We start from the raw sequence: 26,202 nt of genomic DNA on the forward strand, positions 1-26,202 counted from the left end.
GAAAATCGATGTGGCGTTATCAGGCACCGCTGAAGGACATGCAGTTTGTATTGAAGGAATGGCTGCAGGCTGATTCCTTCTGGCAACAGCATTCGCAGTATCAGCAACTGGATGCGGAAACGGCCGACCAGATTCTGGAGGAAGCCGGTCGTTTCTGCAGTGAGGTGCTGGAGCCACTGAATGGCAGCGGTGATCTGGAAGGTTGCCGACTGGAACAGGGTGAGGTGAAAACCCCGGCAGGTTTTCCACAGGCCTGGCAGGCATTTGTGGATGCCGGATGGCCTGCAATGGCCTGCAGTGAGGACTGGGGTGGGCAGCAGTTACCGCAAGTGCTGCAGGCTGCCGTGACGGAAATGATTTATGCCTGCAACCATGCCTTTGGCATGTATTCCGGCATTGCGCACGGGGCCTATGAGTGCATTTCCCGTTTTGCCTCGGCTGAATTGCAAGATCGATACCTGCCGAAGCTGGTGTCCGGTGAGTGGTTGCCAACCATGTGCCTGACCGAACCTCAGGCGGGCAGTGATCTGGGGCAGCTGCGCTGCAAGGCTGAGTCGGACGGCAAGGCGCATCGACTGACCGGCAGCAAGATTTTCATTTCCGGTGGTGATCAGGACCTGACCGACAACATCATCCATCTGGTGTTGGCTCGCCTGCCGGATGCACCAGTCGGGACCCGTGGCATTTCGTTGTTTCTGGTGCCCAAATGGCTGGACCATCCCGGTGGGCAGCGCAATGCAGTCTACTGTGACAGCCTGGAAAAGAAGATGGGCATCAGAGGCAGTGCCACCTGCAGTCTGAGTTTCCAGGGAGCCACCGGCTGGCTGATTGGTGAACCCCATGCCGGTCTGCAGGCGATGTTCAGCATGATGAATGCAGCACGCCTGTCAGTGGCACAGCAGGGGCTGGGGCATGTCGAGGCGTCGCGCCAGCGGGCCGCAGCTTATGCGCTGGAGCGAACCCAGATGCGGGCACCACCACCACCGGGTGAGCTGTTACGTGACCCTGCCCCGCTGCACTGGCATCCGGCCATGCGCCGCAGATTGCTGGAGCTGAGGGCTTTCAGTGAAGGCATGCGGGTGATCGGTTACTGGACTGCACAACTGCTGGATCAACAGGATGAAGCCCTGGCTGGTTTGCTGACACCAGTGGTGAAGGCGTTTTTCACTGATCGCAGCTTCAGGCTGGCCAGCTCGGCCTTGCAGGTGTTTGGTGGTTACGGTTACACCCATGAATACGGCATTGAACAAACCCTGCGGGATAGCCGCATTGCCATGATTTATGAAGGCACCAATGAGATTCAGGCCAATGACCTGCTGTTGCGTAAGGTACTGGCTGATCAGGGGCAGCAACTGCAGCGTTTGCTGGCGTTGGTGGATGCCGAAATTCAGCAGGCTACATCTCACAGCGAGCTGGACGCTTATTGGAGGCATCTGCAGCAGTTGACCCAGGCATTGCAGCAACTGGTTGAGCCATTGCAGAAGACGCCGGACGCTGAGCGTCCGCTGCGCGCCGCCGATGACTTTCTGCAATTGATGGGCCTGTACCTGCTGGGCTATGGCTGGCTGCGATCGGCGCGCCTTGCGTTGCAGGCGAAGGGCAGCGCCGGCCCGGTTTTTTATCAGCACAAGCTGGCCACGGCAGATTTTTATTTCCGCTATCTGTTACCGGAAGCGGATTACCGAATCAGGATGGTTGAAGCCTCCTGTTATCCTCTGGCTCACCTGAGCTGGATTGAGTAACACAAGACGCACAAGTCAGAACAACAACAAAGAGGGCGAAGTGATGTTCAGAAAAAGCAAAACCCTGGCAGTCATGCTGACCGTGGCCGGACTGGGTCTGTCGACCATGGCAACAGCTCAGACCCAGACGCTGCGTGTGGCGCATTTCATGCCAACCACCGCACCCTTGCACTCACGCTTCATACAGCCCTGGTGTGACCGGATTCAGGAAGAGTCCCAGGGTCGCCTGCAGTGTGAGATTTATCCGGCCATGCAACTGGGTGGCACACCACCGCAACTGATCAATCAGGCGCGTGACGGTGTGGCGGATATCATTTTCACCCTGCCGGGTTATACACCGGGTCGTTTTCCACTGACGGAAATGTTTGAATTGCCGTTCTTCACGGCGGAGCAGAAAAACTCTTCCATGGCACTGTGGGATTTCATTCAGGAAAACAGTCTGCAGGAATTTCGTGGCGTCAAACCCCTGATCACGGTGGTGAATGGCTCAAACTACCTGCACTTCCGCAATCGCCAGGTGCAAACCCTTGAAGATCTCCGGGGTGTTTCCATTCGAGGGCCGTCTCGTCTTGGTAATCGACTGATTGAAGCACTGGGCGCCACCCCGGTCGGCATGCCGGTGACCCAGATGGGTGAGAGCCTGTCGCGCGGCATCATTGATGGCACTGTTTTGCCCTGGGAAGCAGTACCTGCCTTCCGTCTGCATGAGCTGACCCGTTACCATGCCCTGACAGAAGGGGATTACACCATGCTGACCTCCACCATGGTGTTTGTGATGAATGAACGCCGTTACAACAATCTGCCGGATGACCTGAAGAAGGTGATTGACAACAACTCCGGCCAGCAGGCTTCCGGCTGGGGTGCCGAGGTGCTGATGTCCGGACATGAGACCGGCATGCGCATGGCACGTGATGCAGGCAATACCATCTATGCCATTGAGCCTGCAGAAATGCAGCGCTGGAGACAGGCCGGTCAGACGGTGATTGATCGCTGGATCCAGGAAAATACCAGCAACGATGTAAATGCGCGTGCCTTGTACGAGCGGGGCCAGGAGCTGATCCGTCAGCACTCCGACCGTTTGTGATGCGGCGCTGAAAGCCAGGTTGACCGGCTCAGGAAAAGAGCTGGTCAACCTGTTGTTGCACCAGATCCATCACGGCTTTCTGGGTCAGGGTTGTCGGACGTCGGGCGCTGCAGGCCATGTAGAGTTTGATGTGCAGGCAGGGATCAACAATCGGGCGAGCCAGCAGTTGATGCTGGGCACCCAGACTGTTGACGGCATGGATGGACAGCACGGCCGATCCGGCACCATCAGCAACCAGATCCAGAATGGCATTGATGCTGTCAATTTCCAGCACGATGTTTGGTTTCAGTCCCAGTGCAGCCAGTTCCGATTCCACAAACATGCGAATGGCATTGTGTGGGCTGGGCGTGATCAGTGGGTGGTCAGGCAGTTCTTTCAACGGCACGGCCAGCTCTTCATCCGGCAGGCAGCGGGCACTCTGAACCAGATAAAGGGGCTCTTCGGCCAGTGGCAGCAGGTCAACTTCCGGTGAAGGGGCGGCATTGTACAGCAGCGCCAGATCCAGTCGTCCGGCAGTCAGTGACTCGACCATACCGGATGACAAGCCTTCGGTGACGGACAGGCTGGCTTCCGGCAGATGGGCCTTGAAGGCATGAATCAGCGGTACGGTGAGCACTTTTGAAAGACTGGGCGGCAGACCGACAGCAACCTTGCCGACCAGGCTGCCGCGAACCCGTGACAGCTCCTCACGGGTGCGGGCGATCTGGTGCATGATGCCGCGACCATGATCCAGCAGCATCTTGCCGGCTTCGGTCAGGGTGACACCACGGCCATTGCGCAGCAGCAGGTTCTGGCGCAACTCCACTTCAAGCAAACGCACCTGACGACTCAGTGCCGGCTGGGCAATGCCCAGATCAATGGAGGCGCGGGTAAAGCTGCCCAGCTCCGCCACACGAATGAAGTATTCAATCTGCTTCAGATCCATGATGTTGCTCTGTTGTTATTGGTATGCAGTCATGGTAACAGATATTGCAAATTTATATAACAGTTAGCTGGATATGTCTGTGGAGCTGGTTCCGGCCCGGAGCGAAGATGCCGGGCTGACTTGTCATCCCAACCCGAGTTGATTTCTGCATGTCCAATCTGTTCACTGTACTGGCCCTGTCCCTGTTGCTTGGCCTGCAACCCCTGACCACTGACCTGTATCTTCCGGCACTGCCTTTCATCACGGATTTTTTTGATGGCAGCATGGGGCAGGCACAGTTGACCTTGTCTGCCCTGTTACTGGCCTTTGGTGCTTCCCAGTTGATCTGGGGGCCTATATCCGATCGCTTCGGCCGTCGACCGGTGTTGTTGTTCGGTCTGACGCTTTACACCCTTGCCGCCATTGGCAGCACCTTTTCCTTTTCCATGGAAAGCCTGATTGCCTGGCGCGTGCTGCAGGGGGCTGCAATGGGGGCGTCCATCATGTGTGCACGGGCGCTGGTCCGGGATCTGTTTGATGATCCGGTAGCCGGTGCCAGATTGATGAGTCAGGGGTTGACCGGGCTGGGCGTACTGGCCTGCATCAGTACACCGATTGGTGGCCTGCTGACGGATCTGTTTGGCTGGCGCATGGCCCTGATGTTTCTGGCGCTGGCAGGGGTGGCATTGCTGGTACTGCTGGCATGGCGTCTGGAAGAGACCCTGAAGGCACCCAGTCTGGATGCACTGAAACCGGCTTATCTGGTGCAGACCTGGCGCAGCATTCTCGGTAATCGGGTGTTCTGGGGCTTTGCCCTGTTGCAGGCTGGAACCTATGCCGGGCTGTTTGTGTTTCTGGTCAGTTCTTCTTTTGTGTTCATCCGACTGCTGGGTGTTTCACCGACCGTTTACGGTCTGCTGATGTTCTCCATGTCGATTGCCTTCATTCTGGGCACCATGTTGTGCCGTCGACTGCTACGCCATTATTCGGTGCCCCGCACCGTGGCTGTCGGTGGCACCTTATCCCTGCTGGGAGGAAGCCTGCTGGCGGTGTTGTCACTGCTGGGTGTGCAGAGCCTGCTGGCCATCATGTTACCGGTGTATCTCTTCATCATGGCACATGGCATTAACCAGCCCTGTTCGCAGAGTGGTGTGATGGGACCTTTCCCGCGTGCAGCCGGTGCTGCCTCGGCCTGGAGCAGTTTCATCATGGTGCTGGTGACTTTTGTGATCGGTCACTGGCTTGGGCAGTTCATGGGCGACAGTGTTTATCCGATGACGCTGGGCATGTGGTTCTGTGGGATTTTCATTGCACTGGTGGCCTGGGTGCTGGTTCCTTTTGCTGCACGCAGTGGCGTGCGTCACCACTCGACAGGCTGATGAAAAGTACCAGTTATTGCATGGCATGCACTGGATCGTGAGCCATTCAATTTTTGACTAGCAGCTAGTTCGCAAGGCCTCAGGTTGAATCTGTGGCAAAAGGGTAGAGTTGTCCTTGTCAGGTTCCGGCCAATGATGGCCGGCCCATCAAAACAACAATGACGATGACTCATGCAAAAAGCCATTCCTGCCCTGTTCATGCGCGGTGGTACATCCCGCGGTCCTTTTTTTAATGCGGCAGACCTGCCCGATGATGCGGTTGCCCGTGATCAGGTGTTGCTGGCGGTGCTGGGATCACCGGACCGGCGTCAGATTGACGGCATGGGTGGTGCTCATCCACTGACCAGCAAAGTGGGCATTGTGTCGCCCAGCCAGCGCCCCGGCATCGATCTGGAATTCCTGTTTGCCCAGGTGACTCCAGACAAGGCCCTGGTGGATACCACCCCCAACTGCGGCAACATGCTGGCTGCCGTGGTGCCTTTTGCACTGGAGACCGGGCTGGCGCAGGCACAGGGAGACACCACCACGCTGCGGGTGCTGACACTCAATACCGACATGGCCGCTGACATCACCGTGCAGACACCGGATGGACAGGTGAGCTATCAGGGAGATGCCAGGATTGATGGTGTGCCCGGCACTAGTGCGCCGGTGACGATCAGCTTTCTGGATACTGCAGGTTCAGTTTGCGCCGGGCTGCTCCCCACAGGCAAGGCCTGTGATGAGATTGATGGTCTGCAGGTCACCTGCATCGACAATGGCATGCCGATGGTGCTGCTGCGCGCGGAGGATGTCGGCCGCAGTGGCCATGAAAGTGTGGATGCACTGAACCGTGATGCTGAACTCAGGGCCCGGCTGGAATCTCTGCGCCTGAAGGCTGGTGTGGCCATGGGGCTGGGTGATGTCAGCAGTAAAACCTACCCCAAGATGTGCCTGATCAGCCCTGCCCGTCAGGGTGGACATCTCAATACCCGCTGCTTCATCCCACATGTCTGCCATGAAGCACTGGGTGTGCTGGCCGCTGTCACGGTGGCCACTGCCTGCGTGTTGCCCGGATCCGTGACTGAGGGTGTGGCGGTGGTGCCGGATGGACAGGTGAAACACCTGTCGATTGAACACCCGAGTGGTGAGTTCACTGTGGAGCTGGAAACCGATGCGGCCGATCCCGGAAAAATTATCCGTGCGGCCCTGCTGCGAACCGCACGTTTACTGATGCGCGGCGAAATCATGATTCCAGCGGACAGCTGGAAGTGAACACTAATCAGTCCAACGGACAGAACCCTTGCGGAGCCAGAACATGATCATTGATATTCACGGCCACTACACCACTGCCCCCAAGGCACTGGAGGACTGGCGCAACCAGCAGATCGCCAGCCTGAAAGACCCTGCGCTGGCACCACGGGTGGCTGATCTGACAATCAGCGATGACGACATCCGGGAAACCATCGAAAGCAATCAGTTGAAACTGATGAAGGAGCGGGGGCTGGACCTGACACTCTTTTCGCCCCGTGCCAGCTTCATGGCCCACCACATCGGTGACTTCAACACCAGCGCCACCTGGGCCGCCATCTGCAATGAGCTTTGTTACCGAGTGGCTGAGCTTTTTCCGGAAAACTTCATCGGTGTGGCGATGCTGCCCCAGTCGCCGGGCGTGGATCCGAAAACCTGCATTCCGGAGCTGGAAAGGTGCATCAATGAATACAACTTTGTCGGCATCAACCTCAACCCGGATCCGTCCGGCGGTCACTGGAAGGAGCCACCACTTTATGACCGTCACTGGTACCCCATCTACGAAAAAATGGTTGAACATGACATCCCAGCCATGGTGCATGTCAGCACCAGTTGCAACGCCTGCTTTCACACCACTGGTGCCCACTACCTGAACGGTGACACCACGGCTTTCATGCAATTGCTGGAATCGGACCTGTTCAGTGACTTTCCCGAACTGCGCTTTGTGATTCCGCACGGTGGCGGTGCTGCTCCTTACCACTGGGGGCGTTTCCGTGGCCTGGCGCAGGCGCTGAAAAAACCGGAGCTGGAAGAACACCTGCTGAACAATGTCTGGTTCGATACCTGCGTTTACCACCAGCCCGGCATCGACCTGCTGACGGATGTGATTCCGGTGAAAAATGTACTGTTTGCCTCGGAAATGATTGGTGCAGTACGTGGTGTGGACCCGCGCACCGGCCACAACTTTGATGACACCAAACGCTACATTGAAGCGGCTGACCTGACGGCTGAAGAGCGCTTCCAGATCTACGAAGGCAATGCCCGTCGGGTTTACCCGCGGATGGATGCCATTCTGAAAGCCCAGGGTCGATAAACACTAAACATGAACAAGCAGCCATCCAGGATATCACTCGGGAAGGTGGATGCAGGCGGGGGACACGCACCTGGGCCTGTGCAGCCACCCAGGATATCACTCGGGAAGGTGGCCGCAGGCGGGGGACACGAGCCTGAGCCTGTGCAGCCATCCAGAGGAATGGTGATTCAGGAAATGAACAGGAGAAGGTCATGACAGAGTATTACAACCAACTGGGCGTGGTGAAACGCACTATTCAGCGTGCAGATCCGGCCGCAGTGGCAAAACTGTCGCGTTTTGGCACGGCCACCATCCATGAGGCCATGGGGCGGGTCGGACTGATGAAAGCCTGGATACGACCCATTTATACCGGTGCTTATGCCTGCGGCACTGCGGTGACCGTGCTGCTGCAGCCGGGTGACAACTGGATGATGCATGTGGCTTCCGAGCAATTGCAGCCCGGTGACCTGGTGGTGGCTGCCTGCACCACTGAAAACACCGATGGTTTTTTTGGTGATCTGCTGGCCACCTCCTTTCAGGCCCGTGGTTGCAAGGGACTGATCATTGATGGTGGCGTGCGGGATGTGAAGGACCTGACCGCCATGCAGTTCCCGGTGTTTTCCAGAGCCATCAATGCCAAGGGTACCGTCAAGGCCACCCTGGGGTCGGTCAACATCCCGGTGGTGTGTGCCGGTGCACTGGTGCACCCTGGTGATGTAGTGATTGCTGATGATGATGGCGTGGTGGTGGTGCCTGCAGCCCAGGCCCAGCAGGTTGCTGATGCTGCCGAAGCCCGCGAAAACAACGAGGCATCCAAGCGTGAACGCCTGGCTTCCGGTGAGCTGGGACTGGATATGTACAAGATGCGTGAAACCCTGGCCGCAGCAGGACTCAGGTACATTGACTGACAAGGAACTCATGATGCGTTTTGAAAAAACTCCCGGCTGGCTGGACTGGTATGCCAACCCCTCCCGGCCGTGCTTCAAGGTGCCGGATGGTGCAGTGGATGCTCATTGCCACGTTTTCGGTCCCGGTGATCAGTTTCCCTATGCGGCAGAGCGTAAATACACTCCCTGTGATGCCTCCAAAGACCAGTTGTTTGCCCTGCGGGATCAACTGGGTTTTGCACGCAATGTGATTGTGCAGGCCACCTGCCATGGTGCAGATAACCGGGCGTTGGTGGATGCACTCAAGGCTTCTAAAGGCAAGGCACGAGGCATCGCCACGGTGCGCCGCGACGTCACTGATGCCGAATTGATTGAACTGCACGAAGCCGGTGTGCGAGGCGTGCGCTTCAATTTTGTGAAGCGGTTGGTGGATTTCACACCAAAGGATGAGCTGCAGGAGATTGCTGCACGCATCGCCAGGCTGGGTTGGCACATCGTGATTTATTTTGAAGCAGTGGATCTACCGGAACTCTGGGATTTTTTCACTGGTTTGCCGACCACTGTAGTGGTGGATCACATGGGGCGTCCGGATGTAAGCAAACCAGTGGATGGCCCTGAATTTCAGCTGTTTGTGAAGCTGATGACCGAGCATCCGAATATCTGGTCCAAGGTCAGTTGTCCGGAGCGCTTGAGTGTGACCGGCCCGAAAGCACTCAAGGGTGAACAGCAGGCCTACCAGGATGTGGTGCCTTTTGCCCGTCATCTGATTGAGCGTTTTCCTGATCGGGTGCTCTGGGGAACCGACTGGCCCCACCCTAACCTGAAAGACCACATGCCGGATGACGGGCTGCTGGTGGACTTTATTCCACAGATTGCCCTGACACCGGAAACCCAGCATCTGTTGCTGGTGGACAACCCGATGCGCCTGTACTGGCCAGAGGAGGTAAAGTGAAAGGCTATAACGATGCATTCAAGGATGTACCGGGAACGGTAATCTTTGATGCCACCCAATCGCGGATTGGTTTTCATCTGAACCAGTTCTGCATGTCACTGATGAAAGCGGAAAACCGGGAAGCCTTCAAGGCTGACGAGCAGGCTTATCTGCAGCTGTACCCGATGAGTGATGAGCAGCGGCAGGCAGTGCTGGACCGGGATTACAATCGCATGATTGCACTGGGTGGCAATATCTATTTTCTTGCCAAGATCGGTGCAACTGATGGCAATTCCTTTCAGAAGCTGGCCTCTATCATGACCGGGGTATCAGAAGAAGAATATCGCAACATGATGCTGGCCGGTGGTCGTTCACCGGAAGGCAATCGCAGTAAATCGGAGGATCGTTGACATGGCACGTATCACTGGTGGCATCACCACCTCTCATGTTCCGGCCGTTGGTGCCGCAATCGATCTGGGTAAAACCGGCGAAGACTACTGGCAACCGCTGTTTGCCGGTTATGAGTTTTCAAAAAAGTGGATGGCTGAAGAAAAACCCGATGTGGTGATTCTGGTCTACAACGACCACGCTTCGGCATTTTCATTGGAACTGATCCCAACCTTTGCCATCGGCTGTGCAGAAAGCTTCCAGCCTGCGGATGAAGGCTGGGGACCACGCCCTGTGCCAACCGTGCAGGGGCATTCCGAACTGGCCTGGCACATTGCCCAGTCGACCATCCTGGATGAGTTTGACATGACCATTGTCAACAAGATGGATGTGGATCATGGCCTGACGGTGCCGCTGTCACTGGTGTTCGGTGAGCCGGAGCAGTGGCCCTGCAGAATCATTCCGCTGGCGGTGAATGTAGTGCAGTATCCGCCACCCACCGGCAATCGCTGTTATAACCTGGGCAAGGCCATTCGCAGAGCAGTTGAATCCTTCGGTGAAGACCTGAATGTACAGATCTGGGGCACCGGTGGCATGTCGCATCAGTTGCAGGGGCCACGTGCCGGCCTGATCAATCAGGCGTTCGACAAGGCCTTTCTGGATCAACTGGTGAAGGATCCCGAAGCCCAGGCCCGGGTGCCGCACATTGATTATGTCCGTGAGGCCGGTTCAGAAGGCATCGAACTGGTGATGTGGCTGATCATGCGGGGTGCACTGGATCTGGATGTGGAAGAGGTATACCGCTTTTATCACGTTCCGGCATCCAATACTGCGGTGGGTCACCTGATTTTGAAGAACAGAACCTAACCCAACCTAACCCCGAAATGTTTCACTCAGCATCAAGGAGTGCAGGATGAAAACAATTAAAGTCGCATTGGCCGGTGCCGGTGCTTTTGGCATCAAACATCTGGACGGCATCAGGAATATTGATGGTGTGGAGGTGGTTTCCCTGATCGGTCGTGATCTGGAAAAGACGCGCACGGTGGCCGAAAAATATGGCATAGGTCATGTCACCACTGATCTGAATGAAACGCTGGCAATGCCTGAAGTGGATGCAGTGATTCTCTGCACCCCGACCCAGATGCATGCCTCTCAGTCACTGGCCTGTCTGAAGGCTGGCAAGCATGTGCAGGTGGAAATTCCGCTGGCCGACAGCCTGAAGGATGCGAAAGCAGTGGTTCAACTGCAGCAGGAAACCGGCCTGGTGGCCATGTGTGGCCATACCCGCCGTTTTAATCCCAGCCACCAGTGGGTCAATGAAAAAATTCGCAATGGTGAGTTCAACATCCAGCAGATGGATGTGCAAACCTATTTCTTCCGCCGCAGCAACATGAATGCGCTGGGTGAACCTCGCTCCTGGACCGATCACCTGTTGTGGCACCATGCCGCGCACACCGTGGACCTGTTCATTCACCAGACCAGTGGTGACATCGTGCAGGCCAATGCCGTGCAAGGTCCGATCCACCCGGAGCTGGGCATTGCCATGGACATGTCCATCCAGCTGAAAAGCAGCACCGGTGCCATCTGCACCCTGTCGCTGTCGTTCAACAATGATGGCCCGCTGGGTACCTTTTTCCGTTATATCGGTGATACCGGCACTTATATAGCCCGCTACGATGACCTGGTCAACGGCAAGGAAGAAGCCATTGATGTCAGCCAGGTGGATGTCTGCATGAATGGCATTGAACTGCAGGATCGGGAGTTCTTCCGTGCCATCCGTGAAGGCGATGAACCCAACTCCAGCGTGGCACAGGTCTTGCCATGTTATCGGGTATTGCAGCAGCTGGAAGCACAGTTGAATGCGGCAGGTTGATCACTAACCGGAGGAAACACCATGAACACCAAGCCTGTGAAATCCACACGCCGACTGGGCCGTTTTGAGGTTTTTCCTCTGGGGCTGGGTTGCATGAACCTGAGCCATGCCTATGGAGTGCCACCGGATCGCAGGCAGGCTGAACAACTGTTGTTGGGTGCACTGGAACGGGGTGTGAATCACTTTGATACAGCTGCGCTGTATGGTTTTGGTGCCAATGAACAACTGGTTGGCGAGGTGCTGGCACCGCACCGTGAGCATTTTCATCTGGCCAGCAAATGTGGCATGACCGGGGTGGATGGCAAGCGGGTGATTGACGGGCGGCCGGAGACGATTCTACGCACCTGTGATGAAGCCTTGGCACGCCTGAAAACCGATCACATCGACCTTTATTATCTGCATCGCTGGGACAAGCAGGTACCGATAGAAGAGAGTGTTGGAGCTCTGGCCGAGTTGGTGCAGCAAGGCAAGGTGCTGGATATCGGGCTGTCGGAGGTCTCTGCCGCTACTCTGCGCCGTGCCCATGCCGTGCACCCGGTGGCTGCCTTGCAGACTGAATACTCCCTGTGGACCCGCAATCCGGAGATTGCGGTGCTGGATGCCTGCCGTGAACTGGGTGTCTCCTTTGTGGCCTTCAGTCCGCTGGCAAGGGGTTTTTTATCGGGTGCTTTCAACAGTCTGGCAGATTTTGATGCGCTGGATGCCAGAGATATTCGTCGTGGCATGCCCCGTTTTCAGCCGGACAACCTGCCAACCAACCTTGCCTGGTTGCAGCAATACAAAAGGCTGGCAGAAGAGGTGGGTTGCAGTCCGTCCCAACTGGCACTGGCCTGGTTACTGCACAAAAATGACCAATTGATTGCCATTCCCGGTACCACCCGTCCCGACCATCTGATCGACAATCTGGCAGCCATGGAACTGCAACTGGATGCAGCGCTCATGCAGCAGCTGGAGGCATTGATCAACCCGCAGACGGTTCAGGGTGCCCGCTACAATGTCGCCACCCAGCAGGAAATTGACACCGAGGAGTTCTGATTTCTCCAGGTTATAACATTTCCTGATATCTGCTATCCGACTTCAAGTCTTTATCAGGGCAAGGAAAAGCCAGAAACTGAAAATCACTGAGCAGCCGATGTGCTGCCAGATACACAAAAACAACTATAAACGCGAGGTTTACCATGTCCTTTCGACGTTTGACTCTGGGCCTGCTGGCCACTTCAATGCTGGCTGCAACCGGCCTGGCACAGGCTGAAACGGTCAAGCTGCGTGTGCATCATTTCCTGCCGCCGACAGCGCCTGCCCAGGCAAAGTTCATTGATCCCTGGTGTGCAAAAATCAAGGAAGAGTCCCAGGGCCGGCTGGAATGTGAAATTTATCCTGCCATGCAGCTGGGGGGATCACCATCCCAGTTGATCAACCAGGCGCGTGACGGGGTGGTTGACATTGCCCTGACCCTGCCAGGTTACACTCCGGGTCGTTTCCCGGTTTCTGAAGTTTTTGAACTGCCTTTCATCATGAAAGACCAGAAGGCCAGTTCGCGAGCGCTGTGGGATTTCATCCAGGAAAATGCCATGGAAGAGTTTCGTGGCGTCAAACCGATAGCCACCTGGTTGAATGGTGCTTACCACATCCACCTGCGTGATAAAAAAGTAACCACCCTGGAAGACATGCGGGGTCTGCGCGTGCGAGCACCTTCACGCCTGGGTAATCAGATGCTGCAGTCACTGGGTGCGACACCTGTCGGTATGCCAGTGCCTCAGATGGCTGAAAGCCTGTCTCGCGGTGTGATTGATGCAGCCATTGTGCCCTGGGAAGTGATTCCGTCCACTCGTGCTCATGAAATGACCCGCTTTCATGCGGAGGCGGTGGCTGAAACGGCGATGATTTCCGCCACCGTGATCTTTGTCATGAACGAGCGCAAGTACAATAGCCTGCCTGATGAGTTGAAGCGTGTGATTGACAACAACTCCGGGCGCGAAACCTCGGCCTGGGTGTCCGGTGAGTTTGAAGCTGCCAATGCTGCCGGTCGCAATGCCGCTCTGAACCGTGGCAATGATGTTTATGCCTTGTCCGGCACTGAAATGCAGCGCTGGGTGGAAGCAACACGCCCGGTGCTTGCCAGCTGGATTGATGACATGAACAAGCGTGGTGCCAATGGTCAGGCGCTTTATGATCGTGCTGTTGAATTGATCAATCATTACAACTGAACCCGACCCGTAAACCAGGACATCCTGCTGCTGTTCGCAGCAGTCAGGGTGCTTCAGAGGCAAGCTTCATGTCTGAAATGTCAACTCCTGCTCAACCCGGTGAAGGCAGCAACCTGCTGTACAAACTGATCGAATGGATCTGCCTGGCTTTTGCTGTCATCGGTGGCCTGATCTTCATTCTCGAATCAGTGATGACGGTCATCAGTGTGCTGGGGCGGGCGGTGTACAACCAACCCATTCAGGGTGATTACGAAATAGTGCAAATGGTTTCAGCCATGGCCATTGCCTTGTGTCTGCCCTATTGCCAGTTGCGCCGGGGTCACGTGTTTGTGGACTTCTTCACCCTCTGGGCTCCGGAGCGCCTGAAAAAGGCACTCGACAGTCTGGCGGCACTGTTGCTGGCGCTGGTGGCTTTTCTGCTTTGTTGGCGGGTGTATCACGGTTATCTGGACATGGTGGACTACCAGGAAACCACCATGGTACTGGGTTTACCCATCTGGTGGACCTACATCCCAATGATTCCTGCATTTTTCATGCTCGGTGTGGCAGCTCTGGTCACCTGCTTGAGCGACCTGAAGGAGCTGTTTAAATCATGACAGGTACAATGATTGGCATCATCATGATGCTGGTACTGATGGGCATGCTGGTGATCCGGATTCATATTGGTATTGCCATGTTCATTGTTGGTGCCGTGGGTTACATCTGGATTTCCGGCTGGTTTCCGCTGATCAGCTTTCTGAAAAGCATGCCTTACAGCCGCTTTTCCATCTATGACCTGTCAGTGATTCCGCTGTTTCTGCTGATGGGTCAGTTTGCCACCCATGGCGGCCTTTCAAAGGCACTGTTCCGCGCCGGTAATGCCTTCATTGGCCACTGGCGTGGTGGTACCGCCATGGCGGGTGTGGCTTCCTGTGCCGGTTTTGGTGCCATCAGTGGTTCTTCGCTGGCCACTGCCGCCACCATGACACAGGTGGTGCTGCCGGAATTGCAGCGCAAAAAGTACAAGGATTCCCTGGCCGCCGGGTCCCTGGCTGCCGGTGGCACCCTGGGGATGTTGATTCCACCATCAGTGCCGCTGGTGATCTACGCCATTCTGGCGGAACAGAACATTGCCAAGCTGTTCATGGCAGCCTTTGTGCCGGGCTTGATTGCTGTGGTCAGCTACATGCTGGTGATTGGCATCATCACCCGTGTTGACCCTGCTTCCGGTGGTGAGCTGGATGCACCTCACAGCTGGAGTGAGCGGATTTACACCCTGATCAACACCTGGCCGGTGCTGCTTATTTTTGCTGCTGTCATCGGTGGGATTTACAGCGGTATCTTCACTCCGACCGAAGCGGCCTCCATTGGTGTGATGGCGACAGGCTTCATGGCCTGGAAGACCGGTGGATTAAAAAACGGTGTCTGGCTGGATTGCCTGACCGGTACAGCAACAGCCACCGGCATGATGTTTCTGATACTGCTGGGTGCAGACATGCTGAATGCCTTCATGGCCATCAGCCAGATTCCTGCCAATTTTGCCAGCTGGATTCAGGGGCTTGGACTCAATCCCTTTGTGGTGCTGTTTGCACTGATTGTGATCTACATCCTGCTCGGTTGTGTGATGGACTCCCTGTCCATGATCCTGCTGACCGTGCCGATTTTTCTGCCGGTGGTTCTTGGCATGGACTTCTTCGATCTGAACATGGAGCAGAAGGCCATCTGGTTCGGCATTCTGGCGCTGGTGGTGATGGAAATCGGCCTGATCACACCACCGATCGGCATGAATGTGTACATCATTGCCAACATGGCCAAAACCATTCCGATGGCCACCATCTTCCGCGGTGTCTGGCCTTTCCTGATTGCTGATGTGATGCGGATCGTACTGCTGGTGGCGTTCCCGGTTCTGTCGCTGGGTCTGATCAGTTGGCTGGGTGGATAGGGTACTGCTTCCTTGCCGCGATGACAGGAGCCTCAGAGGTTCCTGTCCGGTCAGCAGGCCTCAATAACAACAATGCAGAGGTTGTCATGAATGCAAGGTTCACTGCTTCGGCAGCAGGACGTTTTTCCGTCCGCAATATCCTGTACATGGCCATTTTTTATCAGATCTTCATTGCCATCTTTGTGGGCGTGATCGGTTTGCAAGGCATGCAAGGCCAGTTGCAGGGCTTTGATCAGACCTATCATCACCGCATTGTGCCGTTGAACGGGTTGAAACACCTGTCGGATCGTTACTCTATTGAACTGACCCAGTCGGTGCAGCAGGTTCGGGATGGTACGCTGGATCCTTACACTGCTGCTGAAAATATTCAGCAGACCTATGATGCCATCACCGCAGGTTGGGAAGCGTACCTGGCGTTGCCTCAGACGGCTGGTGAACAACAGCTTTACCGGCAACTGAGTCCGCAGCTTGAGCAGGGGCACGAGATGATTCGTGGCATTATCGGGCAGTTACGCCTGGGGGCCACCATGGAGCTGCACTTTGTTGCTGAAACCGAGCTTTACCCGGCCATCAATGCGCTGGTGGGGGGCATCGGCAATTTGATTGAAGTGCTGTTGCAGCAGACCGAAATGGATTACTTGCAGCAGCAACAGGATTTTCGTCAGGCGGTGTGGACGGTGGTGGGGGTGATCCTGTTTGCTGCCATCACTTCAGCGGCTGCCGGACTTTATTTTGCGCGGTCAATTCTGATGCGTCCCCTGAAGGAAGCCATGCGTTTTGCCCGGGATATTGCCAGCGGTCAGTTGAATACAGCAATCAGTCTTCGGCGACGTGATGAAATCGGTGAACTGGTTCAGGCGCTGCAGCAGATGCAGCAGGAGTTGCGACGGATGGTGGAAACCATCCAGTCCAATGCGGAACAGATTGCTGCTGCCAGCGGTGAGCTGGCCGGTACCACCGATGCCATTTCCGAGGCAACCGATCAGCAGTCCGAGGCGGCGCTGAAAATCAGCAGTGCCATTCAGCAACTGCGCAGTTCAATCGAGAACATCAATCTGCTCACCGGTGAAGCCAGGAACATTTCCCGCCACTCCGGTGAGCTGTCCCGCCAGGGTGAGCAGGTGTTTGAAGCCGTGATCCTTGATATCCGCCGAGTTGCGGAAATTTCTGCTCAGGCTTCGGACTCTGTCACGGTGCTCGGACAGCATTCTGATCAGGTCACCCAGGTAGTCACAGTGATCCGTGATGTGGCGGAGCAGACCAATCTGTTGGCCTTGAATGCGGCGATTGAGGCGGCACGGGCAGGCGAACAGGGGCGGGGTTTTTCAGTGGTGGCGGATGAAGTACGGCAACTGGCAGAACGTACAGCGGCCTCCACCCGTGAAATCACCCAGAAGGTCAATCTGATCACTGAAGGAACTGCAGCAGTAGTGCAGGTGATGCAGCAGCAGGTGGAGCAGGTACAGGAAAGTGTTCAGCAGGCCGGGCATGCCGGTGAGGTGATCCGTGATATCAGCAAGGCGTCTGCGGAGGCCGTGAATCGTGTGGGGCAGGTCTCTTCGGCACTGGATGAGCAGACACGCACCAGTGCCGAGGTGGCCGAGAGTGTTGAGCAGATTGCCCGCATGAGTGAGCAGAACAACCGGTCTTCCACCGAGGTGGCCAGTTCCAGTCGACGTCTGGCCGAGCTGTCCAGATCCCTGCAGGAAACCGTTCGGCGTTTTGTGCTCTGAAAGGCTGTTGATGAAAGCAAACAGGCGGTCATTTTACTGGCCGCCTGTTTTTTGCCGCATGCTGCGTGATTCAGCTGTCGTTGGTGTTTTCCAGTACCAGCACCCCGGCGCCGGTGTTGGAGATGGGGGCATGGTAGTGTTTGTGCACCACTTTCACCTCAGGCTGCAAGGCGCCACGCATCACCATCCACATGATCACCTCAATGCCTTCGGTACCGGCTTTTTCCATGATTTCCGTGTTGCTCAGTTGAGTCAGCCATTCCGGATCATGGATGATTTTTTCCATGCACTGCAGGTCAAAATCCGTATCCAGAATACCGGCACGTTCTCCCTGCAACTGATGCGACAGGCCGCCGGTTCCGAAAATCACCACCTTCAGGTCTTCCGGGTAAGACTCAATGGCCTGGCGCAGAGCCTTGCCCAGTGCAAAACAACGGCGTGCACCGGGCAAGGGGTGTTGTACGGTATTCACCGCCAGTGGCACCACCTTGACCGGCCATTCGTCCAGATGGCGCCACATCAGTGCCATGGGCACCACCAGGCCATGATCCACCAGCATTTCCTGACAGGTGGCCATGTCAAAATCGCTGTTGATCAGTGATTCAGCCAGATGCCAGGAAAACTGGGCATCACCCTTGAAGGAACTCAGTGTTTTCAGTCCCCAGCCTTCATCAGCATTTTCATACTGATCGGCACAGCCAATGGCAAAGGTCGGTACCTGATTCAGAAAGAAATTCAAGCCGTGATCGTTGTACACCACGATGGCAATATCCGGTTTCACCTCATCCAGCCAGGCCTTGACCGGTTCATAACCATCAAAGAAACGTTTCCAGTAGGGATCCTTTTCCAGCTTCTGGCTCATCGCATTGCCGATGGCCGGAATGTGTGAGGTGGTGAGCCCACCAACAATCTTAGCCATGCCAGTAACCTCCGGTTTTTCTGAGCTTCTCTTCAAACCCCTGCGCCTGATTCACCAGGTGCTGCTTGAATTCGGGCGTGGTGATGCCGTGAAAGGATGCTCCGGCATCCTGAACCGTCAGGCCATGGAACACCGCAATCTTGGCCAGATAATAGATATTGCCGCCCAGTTGCAGCAGCTTCAGAAAATCGCCCCTGAGTACCGCCTCACGCTGTTCATCACTGAGGTTGTACTTGCGGCAATAGGCATCCATGTCACGGGCAAACTCGTCCCGGTTGGCCTGTTCATTGAATGAAAAGGCCATGCGGTTCAGGTTGTAACCCGAGTGGGAGCGTTGACCGTCAAAAACATAGGTGCCGGGAATGGCATCATAGTCGTGCTGTTTCCAGACCATGGGTTTGGCCCTCCTGACGTTGTTTATTTCAGGTCTTCAAACGGCAGGCCGACATACTGCTCGGCAATCACACGCTGGCCATTTTCCGTGTTCAGGAAATAATCCAGCTCGGACTCCATGAAGCGCTGAAAAGTCTGTGCATCGGTGCCATTCACGTCCAGGTTGTCGTACTCGTGCATCATGTTGGTCATCCACCAGGAGAAGCGCTCACCGTGCCAGACACGGCGCAGGCAGATGTCGGAATACTGGTTGATGCAGTCCTTGTCACCTTCCCGGTAAACACGGGTCATCACCTTGTAGAGCGTGGCCACATCGGAAGCGGCCAGATTCAGACCCTTGGCACCGGTGGGCGGCACGATGTGGGCGGCATCTCCAACCAGGAACAGCTTGCCGTACTGCATGGGCTCACAGACAAAGGAGCGCAGCGGAGCAATGCTTTTTTCAATGCTGGGGCCGGTGACCAGTTTGTCGCGTACCGAAGCGGGCAGGCGTTTTTTCAGTTCGGCCCAGAAGGCATCATCCGGCCAGTCCTCAACCTTGTCGGTCAGAGGCACCTGCAGGTAATAACGAGAGCGTGTTGATGAACGCTGGCTGGCCAGGGCAAAACCACGATCTGTCTTGCTGTAGATGAGTTCGTCATGCACCGGTGGTGTGTCAGACAGCAGACCCAGCCAGCCAAAAGGATAAACGCGCTCAAACTCGGTGCGTACCTCGGCAGGAATGGTCTGGCGGGAAACACCGTGAAAGCCGTCACAGCCCGCAATGTAGTCACAATCCAGACGGTGGGTTTCACCCTCAAGCGTGTAGGTGACGTAAGGCTGTTCGGATTTGACGTCATGCAATTGCACATCCTGAGCTTCGTAAACCGTGGTCTGGCCGGAGGCCTTGCGGGCATTCATCAGGTCCAGGGTGATTTCGGTCTGGCCGTAACAGACCACAGCATCACCACCGGTCAGTTTTTTCAGATCAATGCGGTGCCGCTGGTCATTGATGCACAGCTCCACGCCATCATGCACATGACCTTCCTGATCCATGCGTTCGGCAACGCCGGCTTCCCGCACCAGGTTGACAAACCCCTGTTCGAGAATGCCGGCCCGGATGCGGCCCAGCACATAATCGCCGGTCACCCGTTCCAGAATCACATTGCTGATGCCCTGTTTGTGCAACAACTGGCCCAGCAGCAGGCCGGAAGGCCCGGCACCGATGATGGCAACCTGGGTTCTTGATTTGTTCATTGCTCACCTCTTTTGTTTTTGTCTTTGTGTCAATTGGGTGAGTCAAGGATCCGTCAGGGTGTTTTTTGACTGAAGTCAGGTTTCGAGCAAAAACTGGTACTTTTCTTTCAGTGGTCCGATCAGTGGCAGTGGGTGTGTTCGTGCTGGGCACGGTATTCGCGGGGTGAGCAGCCCTGGTGCTGGCGAAACAGACGAGAAAAATAGGCCGGATCACTGAAACCCAGTTCAAAGGCAATCTGTTCAATGTGGATGCGGGTGTAGATGAGTTTGCGCCGTGCTTCCAGCAGCAGGCGTTCCTGTAGCAGTTGTTTGGCGTTGCAGTTCAGCAGGTTGCGGCACAGGCGATTGAGGCGGGCCGGTGGCAGGTTCAGTTCGCGGGCATAGTCTTCCACCTTCCACTGCTCAGCATAATGCTGTTCCACCAGATGGCGGAAGCTGCGGATCAGCGACAGGCTTTGATCCGGGTTCTGTTGTTCCAGTCCCAGATCCAGCCATTGGCGTTTGAGCGACATCATCACCAGCCGCACCAGCCATTTCTGAACCAGAAACTGGCCGGGGCGTTCGGAATTGAGTTCCTGCTGGATATCGCTCAGGTAACCTTGCAGGCGTTGCAACTGCAGGTTTTCTGGTGTGAAGCGAATCATCTGTGGCGCAGACAGTAGCTCGGAAAAATGCCCTGCAGTGTGGCTGTAATCCTGATCTTCCAGCAGGTCCAGTCCAAAGGTGAGCACCGATCCTTCGGTGCCGGGGGCAAAATGAAAAGCATGCACGGCACCCGGTGGAATGCAGATGGCCACCGGACTGTTGCATTGCTGACGTTGTTCATCCAGCAACACCTCAGCGGAGCCGCTACTCATCACCACCACCTGATACAACTGGCCGTGTCGGTGCGGTCGGATCACCCAGTTGTTGGAAGAGCTGCGGGTGGAGATGCTTTCAATGTGCAGGGACTCCAGCACACTTTTTTCCGGCTGTTCCCCGTAAAGGGTGAAAAAGGGAATCTGTGCGAGGCTATTCATTGCCGGCTCCGATGGTCAGTCAGCATTGCGGATCTAGGTTAGTGTCAAATCACCCCTGTGGCTATCGCATCCTGTTATAGCTGTTAGAGCCATGTAAAAGGCTTGTATCTGGTACAAAAGCATCCTACTCTCACCCTGTAATTAGTTAAGCAGTATAACTATTGTTTTGCATCAACAAAAATAACAGGAGCAACTCAGATGTTCACAGTCCATTCCATGATCAATAATCAGGATTGCCCGGCCACTGGCGGCAAGACTTTTGATGTCATCAGCCCGGTGACCGGTGAAGTGGTGACCCGCGCTGCAGCATCCACCCCTGCTGATGCAGTGAAAGCGGCTGATGCTGCAGCTGCAGCTTTTCCTGCCTGGCGCGCCCTGGGACCCAATGCACGCCGCGCCCTGTTATTGAAAGCAGCTGATATCCTTGCCACCAAGGGTGAGCAGGCGTCCAGTCGCATGACTGCTGAAATGGGTGCCACAGGCCCCTGGGGTGGTTTCAACACCCACTTTGCCTGCGGTGTGTTGCGTGAAGCTGCTGCCATGACCACGCAGATTGCCGGTGAAGTGATTCCATCTGATGTACCCGGTAGTCTGGCAATGGGCATTCGTCAGCCGGTGGGTGTGGTGCTGGGTATTGCGCCCTGGAATGCCCCCTTGATTCTGGGAGTGCGTGCCATTGCCATGCCACTGGCCTGCGGCAATACCGTGGTGTTCAAGGCATCCGAGCTGTGCCCGGCCACACACCAGTTGATCAGTGATTCGATGCGTGAAGCCGGTATTCCGGAGGGTGTCATGAACATGGTGATCAATGCACCGGAAGATGCTCCGGAAGTGGTCAAAGCCCTGATTGATCATCCGGCGGTGCGCCGCATCAACTTCACCGGTTCCACCCGGGTTGGCAAGATCATTGCCAAACTGGCAGCCGAACACCTGAAGCCAGTGTTGCTGGAACTGGGCGGCAAAGCACCGTTGCTGGTGCTGGATGATGCTGATGTGGATGCAGCCGTGAATGCGGCAGCCTTTGGTGCCTTCATGAACCAGGGGCAGATCTGCATGTCAACCGAGCGCCTGATTGTCACTCCGGCTGTTGCTGATGCGTTTGTCAGCAAGCTGGCAGCCAAGGCCCAGGCGCTGCCGGTGGGTGATCCGGCCGGTGGCAATGTGGTGCTGGGTTCCGTGATCAACAGCCATTCCACGGAAAAACTGAAAGGACTGATTGATGATGCGGTCGGCAAAGGGGCAAAACTGGTTGCAGGCGGCAAGGCGGATGGCAATCTGATTCAGGCCACGGTGCTGGATGGCGTTGACAGCAGCATGCGGATCTACAGTGAAGAGTCTTTTGGTCCAGTGGTGTCGGTGATTCGTGCGAAGGATGAAGCGAATGCCCTGCATCTGGCCAATGACTCCGAATATGGTCTGTCCAGCGCCATTTTCAGCCGTGATGTGTCACGGGCCATGCAACTGGCAGCACAGCTGGACAGTGGCATCTGCCATATCAACGGTCCGACCGTGCATGACGAGGCCCAGATGCCTTTTGGTGGTGTCAAGGCCAGTGGTTACGGGCGTTTTGGTGGCAAGGCTGCAATCAATGAGTTCACCGAGCTGCGCTGGGTCACCAGCCAGACTGGCGAGCGGCATTATCCTTTCTGAGTTGACGCTTGCTGAATTGACGTTTTCCCAGTCGAAATGACGCAGCTGTAAACTTCAGGCTGTCCACCTTGTGGACAGCCTTTTTTCGATCCGTTTCAACGGGTTTTCAAAACCAGTTTCTGCAGCAGTTCGACCAGTTGTTCGGCACCTTCCTGCCAGTTTTCTTCCAGCATCATGCCGTGGCCGGTGTCCAGCCAATAGGCCTGGGTGCCATAGGTGCTGGCAGTGAGTTGCACCATGTCCGGTGGAATCAGCCGGTCGTGGCGAGCTCCTACCACCACCAGCGGTGTGCGGGCCACTGCCCAGGGTGCAGGCAGATCCTGCCAGCTCATGTCCCATAACAGGGGCAGGGATTCCCGCACCATCTGTTGCATCCACTGCAGCATCTTGTGTCCGTTCACCGGGCGGGCAAACATGAAGTGGGCAAACTCATGCGGTGCCACGGTTTCCGGCAGCAGGTAGTTTTTGCTCATGCTCAGCGCCTGCAGCGGGTTGCTGAGAAAGCTGCTGAAAGAGACGGGCAACAAGCCCTGCGGTGGAATACTGGCCAGCAGCAGTGCACCGCGGCCGCGATACTGTGACAGGTAACTCTGTACCACCATGCCGCCCATGGAATGACCCACCAGCAGGGGTTGCTGGCCGTGGCTCTGTTCTATGGTGCGAATGGCATCAGCCAGATCCTGCACGTATTCCTGCAGACTGTATTGTCCCAGTGGGTCGGGTGCCGAGGACTGACCGTGACCACGAAAACTCAGGGCGTAGGCATGAAAGCCCTGTTGCGCAAACCAGTCCAGATAATATTCGGCCCAGATCCAGGCGCCGCTGAAAATACCATGCACAAACAGTACCGGCGGTGCGTCCTGTTGATCCGTCAGACGGTATTGTAATTCCAGGCGGGGAATGGGGTTGGCCGGAGTGCGGAACATCAGGGCAGGAATCAGGTTCATCGTTTGCTTCCTTTGACGACAGATGAATGCTGGTCAGTTTGTCCTGAGGCAGAATGAAAAGCAATGGCAGGATCATGAACAAAAAAAGCCACCCGGTGAAACCGATGGTGGCTTTTTGCTGATGCAGCTTTCATATGCAGGATATGAAGCGGGAATGCTGGTCGGAGTGAAAGGATTCGAACCTTCGACCCCTGCCTCCCGAAGACAGTGCTCTACCAAGCTGAGCTACACTCCGAACGCTGCATATCATAATGATTTGCCCTTGATATGCAAGCGATTTGTTCAGCCGACCAGGCGTCCGATCAGGCTGCGCTGGTCCACTTTCACTTCGCTCAATTCGACCTGAATCCGGTCGGTGAGACGGTAACGTATGGCGTCACCAATCATGATCCAGCCGTGTTCCGCATCGGCATTCATTTCTTCTTTCACGGCATGAATGCTGGAAGCGGGTACAAACACCACCGCACCATTGGCCTGCAGTCGGGCGCGCAGACCACCGCGGTTGATGCTGATGATTTCGGCATCAAAACGCTCGCCGATCTGTTCACTCAGGAAGCGGGCATAAAGCCAGTCCTTCACATCCCGTTCAGCCAGTCGGTTGATGCGACGGGCTGCGGTCAGTTGTTCGGTCAGGGTGTCTTCCAGCGGGTGCGGCGTGACACCGGCCAGCACTGCTTTGATCAAACGGTGGTTGACCAGATCGCCGTATTTGCGAATCGGTGATGTCCAGGTGGCGTACTGTTGCAGGCCCAGGCCAAAGTGCGGACCCGGCAGGATCGACAGCAGTGAATAACCCTGATCCTTGCGCAGGCGCGCATCCAGCCAGCCGGATGGCAAGTCATCCAGTGCCAGTCGCAGGTGACGGAAACCGGCCAGGGTGTCCAGGGTTTCGGCATTAAAGGCTTCGCCGTGGTAATTCAGTCCCTGTTCTTCAATCAGCTTCAAGGCATGGCCGATTTTTTCAGGGTCAAAGCCCTGATGCACGTTGTAGATGCCCTGACCGACTTTTTCTGCCAGCAGGTCTGCTGCACAGGTGTTGGCCAGCAGCATGGCTTCCTCCACCATCTTGTGGGCCACTCGACGCTCTTCAGCAAGAATGTCCGTGACCTTGCCATCGGCATCCAGCACAAAGCGGTAGTCCGGCTGGTCGCGGAACACCAGTGCATGATCATGTCGCCATTGCAGGCGGGTGGCAGCCAGTGCCTGTAATTGACGCAAGGCATTGGTCAGGCTGTCACTGGTCGGTTGCCAGTCGCCCTGACCCTCCAGCCAGTCGGATACCTTCTGGTAGTCCAGGCGGGCGCTGGACTGAATCCAGGCCGCAGTGAAGTCAGCCGGTCCGACCAGATTGCCAGCGGCATCAATGCGGATGCTGGCCACCAGTGCCGGGCGTTTCTGTCCTTCCATCAAGGAACAGAGATCGTCGGACAGGGTTTTCGGCAGCATGGTGACGGTGCGGGCCGGCAGGTAAAGGGTGAAGGCACGGGTGCGGGCCTCAATGTCAGCGGCACTGCCTTCGAGCACATAAGCAGAAGGGTCAGCAATGGCGACTTTCAATTCCCAGCCACCGGCATCCAGCGGGGTGATGGCCAGTGCATCGTCCATGTCCAGAGTGGAGTCACTGTCGATGGTGAAAAAGGCTTCTGCCGTCAGATCCTGGCGCACCAGCCCTTCCGGGTCGGTCAGGGTCCAGTCTTCTTCAATCACCGGTTGTTCATGGGGCAGGTCGTGCCGTGCCAGAATCACCCACCAGGGAGCGTAGTGATCCTCGGCAGTGGCAATCAACTGAGTGACTTCAACAAAAAAGCTCTTGTCAGCCGGTTTCAGCGGATGGCGTTCCAGAAAAGCCACCACCCAGTCACCGTCCTTCAGGCTGCTTTCATCCAGCCCGGAAACACTTTTGCCTTTTAACGGCTGCTTGATGGAGGGGTGATCAGGCACCACTGCCAGTTTGCCTTGCACCCGCTGGATGCGGCCGATGAAACGGCTCAGGCTAGCTTCCAGCAATTCCTCGGGTTCAGCGGTCTGGCGCTGTTCACCCTTCTTGTCGGTTTCTTCATGCAGGGCGGCGCGCACCAGATCACCGTGCAGCACCAGCTTCATCTGCGGTGGTGGCACAAAATAACTTTTGCCGTCTTCGGTTTCCAGAAAACCAAAACCCTTGTCAGTGGCCTTGATGCGCCCTTCCACACGCGGTGTGGACTCACGCAACTGGGATTTCAGCTGCGACAGCAGGGCGTTGTTTTTCAGCAGAGCATTTTGCATGGAACCAACCTGTTCAGACGGCAAAAAAGAAGGGGCTCACTATACCGCCAGCCGGTGACGAAACAAGCCTTTTTGGGTAAACAGGCTTTTTTCCGGCTGGCACCTTGTGTGGGTCGGCAAGGGGTTATTCAGCAGGCCGGTCCGGGATCATGAATTGCTGAATCTGCATCTGGCGCATTTCACTGGGGCTGGGGCCGACAAAATGCCCGTACCAGACCGGAGCGGTGCCAATCAGGAAACCGGCGACTGCCAGCGCGGTGCCCAGCGTGCGGCGTTTTTCCCGCAGGGTCAGGCCAAGAATCACAATCACCACGCCAATGAAGTGCAGAAACACAATGCTGGGTGCCATAAAAAGGGTCCTGTTGTTAAACTTCGAAATCAGGTTTCGGATTCTACCCCATTCATCTTGCTGATTTCATTGCCGGA

General features: G+C 56.1%; 24 protein-coding genes and 1 tRNA gene. 16 read left to right on the forward strand and 9 right to left on the reverse strand.

Annotated elements, in window-relative coordinates:
* Positions 1-8: 8 nt before the first annotated feature.
* On the forward strand, positions 9-1,742 hold the full coding sequence (locus BT114_RS00750) for an acyl-CoA dehydrogenase family protein (RefSeq protein ID WP_072324408.1): 1,734 nt from the start codon (positions 9-11) through the stop codon (positions 1,740-1,742).
* 43 nt (positions 1,743-1,785) lie between these two features.
* Positions 1,786-2,826, forward strand: coding sequence for a TRAP transporter substrate-binding protein (locus BT114_RS00755; protein ID WP_072324409.1), 1,041 nt, complete (start codon positions 1,786-1,788; stop codon positions 2,824-2,826).
* Positions 2,827-2,854: 28 nt separating this feature from the next.
* Here BT114_RS00755 and BT114_RS00760 read toward each other — a convergent pair whose 3' ends face one another.
* Positions 2,855-3,751, reverse strand: coding sequence for a LysR substrate-binding domain-containing protein (locus BT114_RS00760; RefSeq protein WP_072324410.1), 897 nt, complete (start codon positions 3,749-3,751; stop codon positions 2,855-2,857).
* A gap of 149 nt (positions 3,752-3,900) precedes the next feature.
* On the opposite strand from BT114_RS00760, the gene BT114_RS00765 reads away from it, so the two are divergent.
* The 13 genes from BT114_RS00765 (at position 3,901) to BT114_RS00825 (ending at position 17,347) form a co-directional block, all read left to right on the forward strand.
* Positions 3,901-5,109 (forward strand): Bcr/CflA family efflux MFS transporter, encoded by a 1,209-nt coding sequence (locus BT114_RS00765; protein WP_072324411.1) that lies wholly within the window; start codon positions 3,901-3,903, stop codon positions 5,107-5,109.
* Between the two features lie 171 nt (positions 5,110-5,280).
* Positions 5,281-6,360, forward strand: a complete 1,080-nt coding sequence (locus BT114_RS00770) for a 4-oxalomesaconate tautomerase (protein WP_072324412.1) — start codon at positions 5,281-5,283, stop codon at positions 6,358-6,360.
* Positions 6,361-6,403: 43 nt separating this feature from the next.
* The gene (locus BT114_RS00775; RefSeq protein WP_072324413.1) at positions 6,404-7,429 is read left to right on the forward strand and encodes an amidohydrolase family protein; all 1,026 of its coding nucleotides are present in this window, start codon (positions 6,404-6,406) and stop codon (positions 7,427-7,429) included.
* Positions 7,430-7,620: 191 nt separating this feature from the next.
* Positions 7,621-8,316: a 4-carboxy-4-hydroxy-2-oxoadipate aldolase/oxaloacetate decarboxylase gene (ligK, locus tag BT114_RS00780; protein ID WP_072324414.1), complete on the forward strand. Its 696-nt coding sequence runs from the start codon at positions 7,621-7,623 to the stop codon at positions 8,314-8,316.
* Between the two features lie 13 nt (positions 8,317-8,329).
* On the forward strand, positions 8,330-9,247 hold the full coding sequence (locus BT114_RS00785) for an amidohydrolase family protein (protein WP_218163429.1): 918 nt from the start codon (positions 8,330-8,332) through the stop codon (positions 9,245-9,247).
* A complete protein-coding gene (ligA, locus tag BT114_RS00790) occupies positions 9,244-9,636 on the forward strand; it encodes a protocatechuate 4,5-dioxygenase subunit alpha (RefSeq protein WP_072324416.1) in 393 nt (130 codons plus the stop codon). The genes BT114_RS00785 and ligA overlap by 4 nt, the downstream gene beginning before the upstream one ends.
* A gap of 1 nt (position 9,637) precedes the next feature.
* Complete coding sequence (locus tag BT114_RS00795) at positions 9,638-10,480, forward strand: class III extradiol dioxygenase subunit beta (RefSeq protein ID WP_072324417.1); 843 nt, start codon at positions 9,638-9,640, stop codon at positions 10,478-10,480.
* Between the two features lie 46 nt (positions 10,481-10,526).
* On the forward strand, positions 10,527-11,486 hold the full coding sequence (locus tag BT114_RS00800; protein ID WP_072324418.1) for a Gfo/Idh/MocA family oxidoreductase: 960 nt from the start codon (positions 10,527-10,529) through the stop codon (positions 11,484-11,486).
* Between the two features lie 21 nt (positions 11,487-11,507).
* Complete coding sequence (locus tag BT114_RS00805) at positions 11,508-12,521, forward strand: aldo/keto reductase (protein ID WP_072324419.1); 1,014 nt, start codon at positions 11,508-11,510, stop codon at positions 12,519-12,521.
* 143 nt (positions 12,522-12,664) lie between these two features.
* On the forward strand, positions 12,665-13,693 hold the full coding sequence (locus BT114_RS00810; RefSeq protein ID WP_072324420.1) for a TRAP transporter substrate-binding protein: 1,029 nt from the start codon (positions 12,665-12,667) through the stop codon (positions 13,691-13,693).
* 68 nt (positions 13,694-13,761) lie between these two features.
* Positions 13,762-14,289, forward strand: a complete 528-nt coding sequence (locus BT114_RS00815; RefSeq protein WP_072324421.1) for a TRAP transporter small permease — start codon at positions 13,762-13,764, stop codon at positions 14,287-14,289.
* Positions 14,286-15,614 carry a TRAP transporter large permease gene (locus BT114_RS00820; protein ID WP_072324422.1) on the forward strand — a complete coding sequence of 443 codons (1,329 nt, stop codon included), beginning with the start codon at positions 14,286-14,288 and terminating at the stop codon, positions 15,612-15,614. Before BT114_RS00815 ends, BT114_RS00820 begins: the two co-directional genes overlap by 4 nt.
* Positions 15,615-15,700: 86 nt before the next feature.
* A complete protein-coding gene (locus tag BT114_RS00825) occupies positions 15,701-17,347 on the forward strand; it encodes a methyl-accepting chemotaxis protein (protein WP_072324423.1) in 1,647 nt (548 codons plus the stop codon).
* 70 nt (positions 17,348-17,417) lie between these two features.
* Here BT114_RS00825 and BT114_RS00830 read toward each other — a convergent pair whose 3' ends face one another.
* From BT114_RS00830 to BT114_RS00845, 4 genes are all read right to left on the reverse strand, one after another.
* Positions 17,418-18,266: a class III extradiol dioxygenase family protein gene (locus BT114_RS00830; RefSeq protein ID WP_072324424.1), complete on the reverse strand. Its 849-nt coding sequence runs from the start codon at positions 18,264-18,266 to the stop codon at positions 17,418-17,420.
* Positions 18,259-18,660 carry a protocatechuate 3,4-dioxygenase gene (locus BT114_RS00835; protein WP_072324425.1) on the reverse strand — a complete coding sequence of 134 codons (402 nt, stop codon included), beginning with the start codon at positions 18,658-18,660 and terminating at the stop codon, positions 18,259-18,261. The genes BT114_RS00830 and BT114_RS00835 overlap by 8 nt, the downstream gene beginning before the upstream one ends.
* A gap of 23 nt (positions 18,661-18,683) precedes the next feature.
* Positions 18,684-19,895 carry a 4-hydroxybenzoate 3-monooxygenase gene (gene pobA, locus BT114_RS00840; protein ID WP_072324426.1) on the reverse strand — a complete coding sequence of 404 codons (1,212 nt, stop codon included), beginning with the start codon at positions 19,893-19,895 and terminating at the stop codon, positions 18,684-18,686.
* Positions 19,896-20,014: 119 nt separating this feature from the next.
* The gene (locus tag BT114_RS00845) at positions 20,015-20,914 is read right to left on the reverse strand and encodes a helix-turn-helix domain-containing protein (RefSeq protein ID WP_072324427.1); all 900 of its coding nucleotides are present in this window, start codon (positions 20,912-20,914) and stop codon (positions 20,015-20,017) included.
* A 198-nt stretch (positions 20,915-21,112) separates the two neighbouring features.
* On the opposite strand from BT114_RS00845, the gene BT114_RS00850 reads away from it, so the two are divergent.
* Entirely contained in the window at positions 21,113-22,564 is a 1,452-nt protein-coding gene (locus BT114_RS00850; RefSeq protein WP_072324428.1) for an aldehyde dehydrogenase, read from the forward strand.
* A 95-nt stretch (positions 22,565-22,659) separates the two neighbouring features.
* On the opposite strand, the gene BT114_RS00855 is transcribed toward BT114_RS00850, so the two are convergent.
* The 4 genes from BT114_RS00855 to BT114_RS00870 form a co-directional block, all read right to left on the reverse strand.
* The gene (locus tag BT114_RS00855) at positions 22,660-23,511 is read right to left on the reverse strand and encodes an alpha/beta hydrolase (RefSeq protein WP_084661760.1); all 852 of its coding nucleotides are present in this window, start codon (positions 23,509-23,511) and stop codon (positions 22,660-22,662) included.
* Between the two features lie 158 nt (positions 23,512-23,669).
* Positions 23,670-23,746 (reverse strand) — tRNA-Pro (locus BT114_RS00860).
* Between the two features lie 47 nt (positions 23,747-23,793).
* On the reverse strand, positions 23,794-25,776 hold the full coding sequence (locus BT114_RS00865) for an exoribonuclease II (protein ID WP_245770365.1): 1,983 nt from the start codon (positions 25,774-25,776) through the stop codon (positions 23,794-23,796).
* Between the two features lie 124 nt (positions 25,777-25,900).
* Entirely contained in the window at positions 25,901-26,125 is a 225-nt protein-coding gene (locus tag BT114_RS00870; protein WP_072324429.1) for a DUF962 domain-containing protein, read from the reverse strand.
* Between the last annotated feature and the right edge of the window lie 77 nt (positions 26,126-26,202).

The sequence above is a fragment of the Marinospirillum alkaliphilum DSM 21637 genome, from assembly GCF_900119735.1.
GTDB classification, from domain to species: Bacteria; Pseudomonadota; Gammaproteobacteria; order Pseudomonadales; family Halomonadaceae; genus Marinospirillum; species Marinospirillum alkaliphilum.

What these genes read in the sequence shown, in the direction of transcription:
- ligK (WP_072324414.1), top strand. Translation starts at nt 7,621, where the DNA reads ATGACAGAGTATTACAACCAACTGGGCGTGGTGAAACGCACTATTCAG.
- BT114_RS00815 (WP_072324421.1), top strand. Translation starts at nt 13,762, where the DNA reads ATGTCTGAAATGTCAACTCCTGCTCAACCCGGTGAAGGCAGCAACCTG.
- BT114_RS00850 (WP_072324428.1), top strand. Translation starts at nt 21,113, where the DNA reads ATGTTCACAGTCCATTCCATGATCAATAATCAGGATTGCCCGGCCACT.
- BT114_RS00755 (WP_072324409.1), top strand. Translation starts at nt 1,786, where the DNA reads ATGTTCAGAAAAAGCAAAACCCTGGCAGTCATGCTGACCGTGGCCGGA.
- BT114_RS00795 (WP_072324417.1), top strand. Translation starts at nt 9,638, where the DNA reads ATGGCACGTATCACTGGTGGCATCACCACCTCTCATGTTCCGGCCGTT.
- BT114_RS00810 (WP_072324420.1), top strand. Translation starts at nt 12,665, where the DNA reads ATGTCCTTTCGACGTTTGACTCTGGGCCTGCTGGCCACTTCAATGCTG.
- BT114_RS00775 (WP_072324413.1), top strand. Translation starts at nt 6,404, where the DNA reads ATGATCATTGATATTCACGGCCACTACACCACTGCCCCCAAGGCACTG.
- BT114_RS00865 (WP_245770365.1), bottom strand. Translation starts at nt 25,776, where the DNA reads ATGCAAAATGCTCTGCTGAAAAACAACGCCCTGCTGTCGCAGCTGAAA.
- BT114_RS00835 (WP_072324425.1), bottom strand. Translation starts at nt 18,660, where the DNA reads ATGGTCTGGAAACAGCACGACTATGATGCCATTCCCGGCACCTATGTT.
- BT114_RS00800 (WP_072324418.1), top strand. Translation starts at nt 10,527, where the DNA reads ATGAAAACAATTAAAGTCGCATTGGCCGGTGCCGGTGCTTTTGGCATC.
- BT114_RS00770 (WP_072324412.1), top strand. Translation starts at nt 5,281, where the DNA reads ATGCAAAAAGCCATTCCTGCCCTGTTCATGCGCGGTGGTACATCCCGC.
- BT114_RS00845 (WP_072324427.1), bottom strand. Translation starts at nt 20,914, where the DNA reads ATGAATAGCCTCGCACAGATTCCCTTTTTCACCCTTTACGGGGAACAG.
- pobA (WP_072324426.1), bottom strand. Translation starts at nt 19,895, where the DNA reads ATGAACAAATCAAGAACCCAGGTTGCCATCATCGGTGCCGGGCCTTCC.
- BT114_RS00805 (WP_072324419.1), top strand. Translation starts at nt 11,508, where the DNA reads ATGAACACCAAGCCTGTGAAATCCACACGCCGACTGGGCCGTTTTGAG.
- BT114_RS00830 (WP_072324424.1), bottom strand. Translation starts at nt 18,266, where the DNA reads ATGGCTAAGATTGTTGGTGGGCTCACCACCTCACACATTCCGGCCATC.
- BT114_RS00765 (WP_072324411.1), top strand. Translation starts at nt 3,901, where the DNA reads ATGTCCAATCTGTTCACTGTACTGGCCCTGTCCCTGTTGCTTGGCCTG.
- BT114_RS00855 (WP_084661760.1), bottom strand. Translation starts at nt 23,511, where the DNA reads ATGAACCTGATTCCTGCCCTGATGTTCCGCACTCCGGCCAACCCCATT.
- BT114_RS00825 (WP_072324423.1), top strand. Translation starts at nt 15,701, where the DNA reads ATGAATGCAAGGTTCACTGCTTCGGCAGCAGGACGTTTTTCCGTCCGC.
- BT114_RS00785 (WP_218163429.1), top strand. Translation starts at nt 8,330, where the DNA reads ATGCGTTTTGAAAAAACTCCCGGCTGGCTGGACTGGTATGCCAACCCC.
- BT114_RS00760 (WP_072324410.1), bottom strand. Translation starts at nt 3,751, where the DNA reads ATGGATCTGAAGCAGATTGAATACTTCATTCGTGTGGCGGAGCTGGGC.
- BT114_RS00750 (WP_072324408.1), top strand. Translation starts at nt 9, where the DNA reads ATGTGGCGTTATCAGGCACCGCTGAAGGACATGCAGTTTGTATTGAAG.
- BT114_RS00820 (WP_072324422.1), top strand. Translation starts at nt 14,286, where the DNA reads ATGACAGGTACAATGATTGGCATCATCATGATGCTGGTACTGATGGGC.
- BT114_RS00870 (WP_072324429.1), bottom strand. Translation starts at nt 26,125, where the DNA reads ATGGCACCCAGCATTGTGTTTCTGCACTTCATTGGCGTGGTGATTGTG.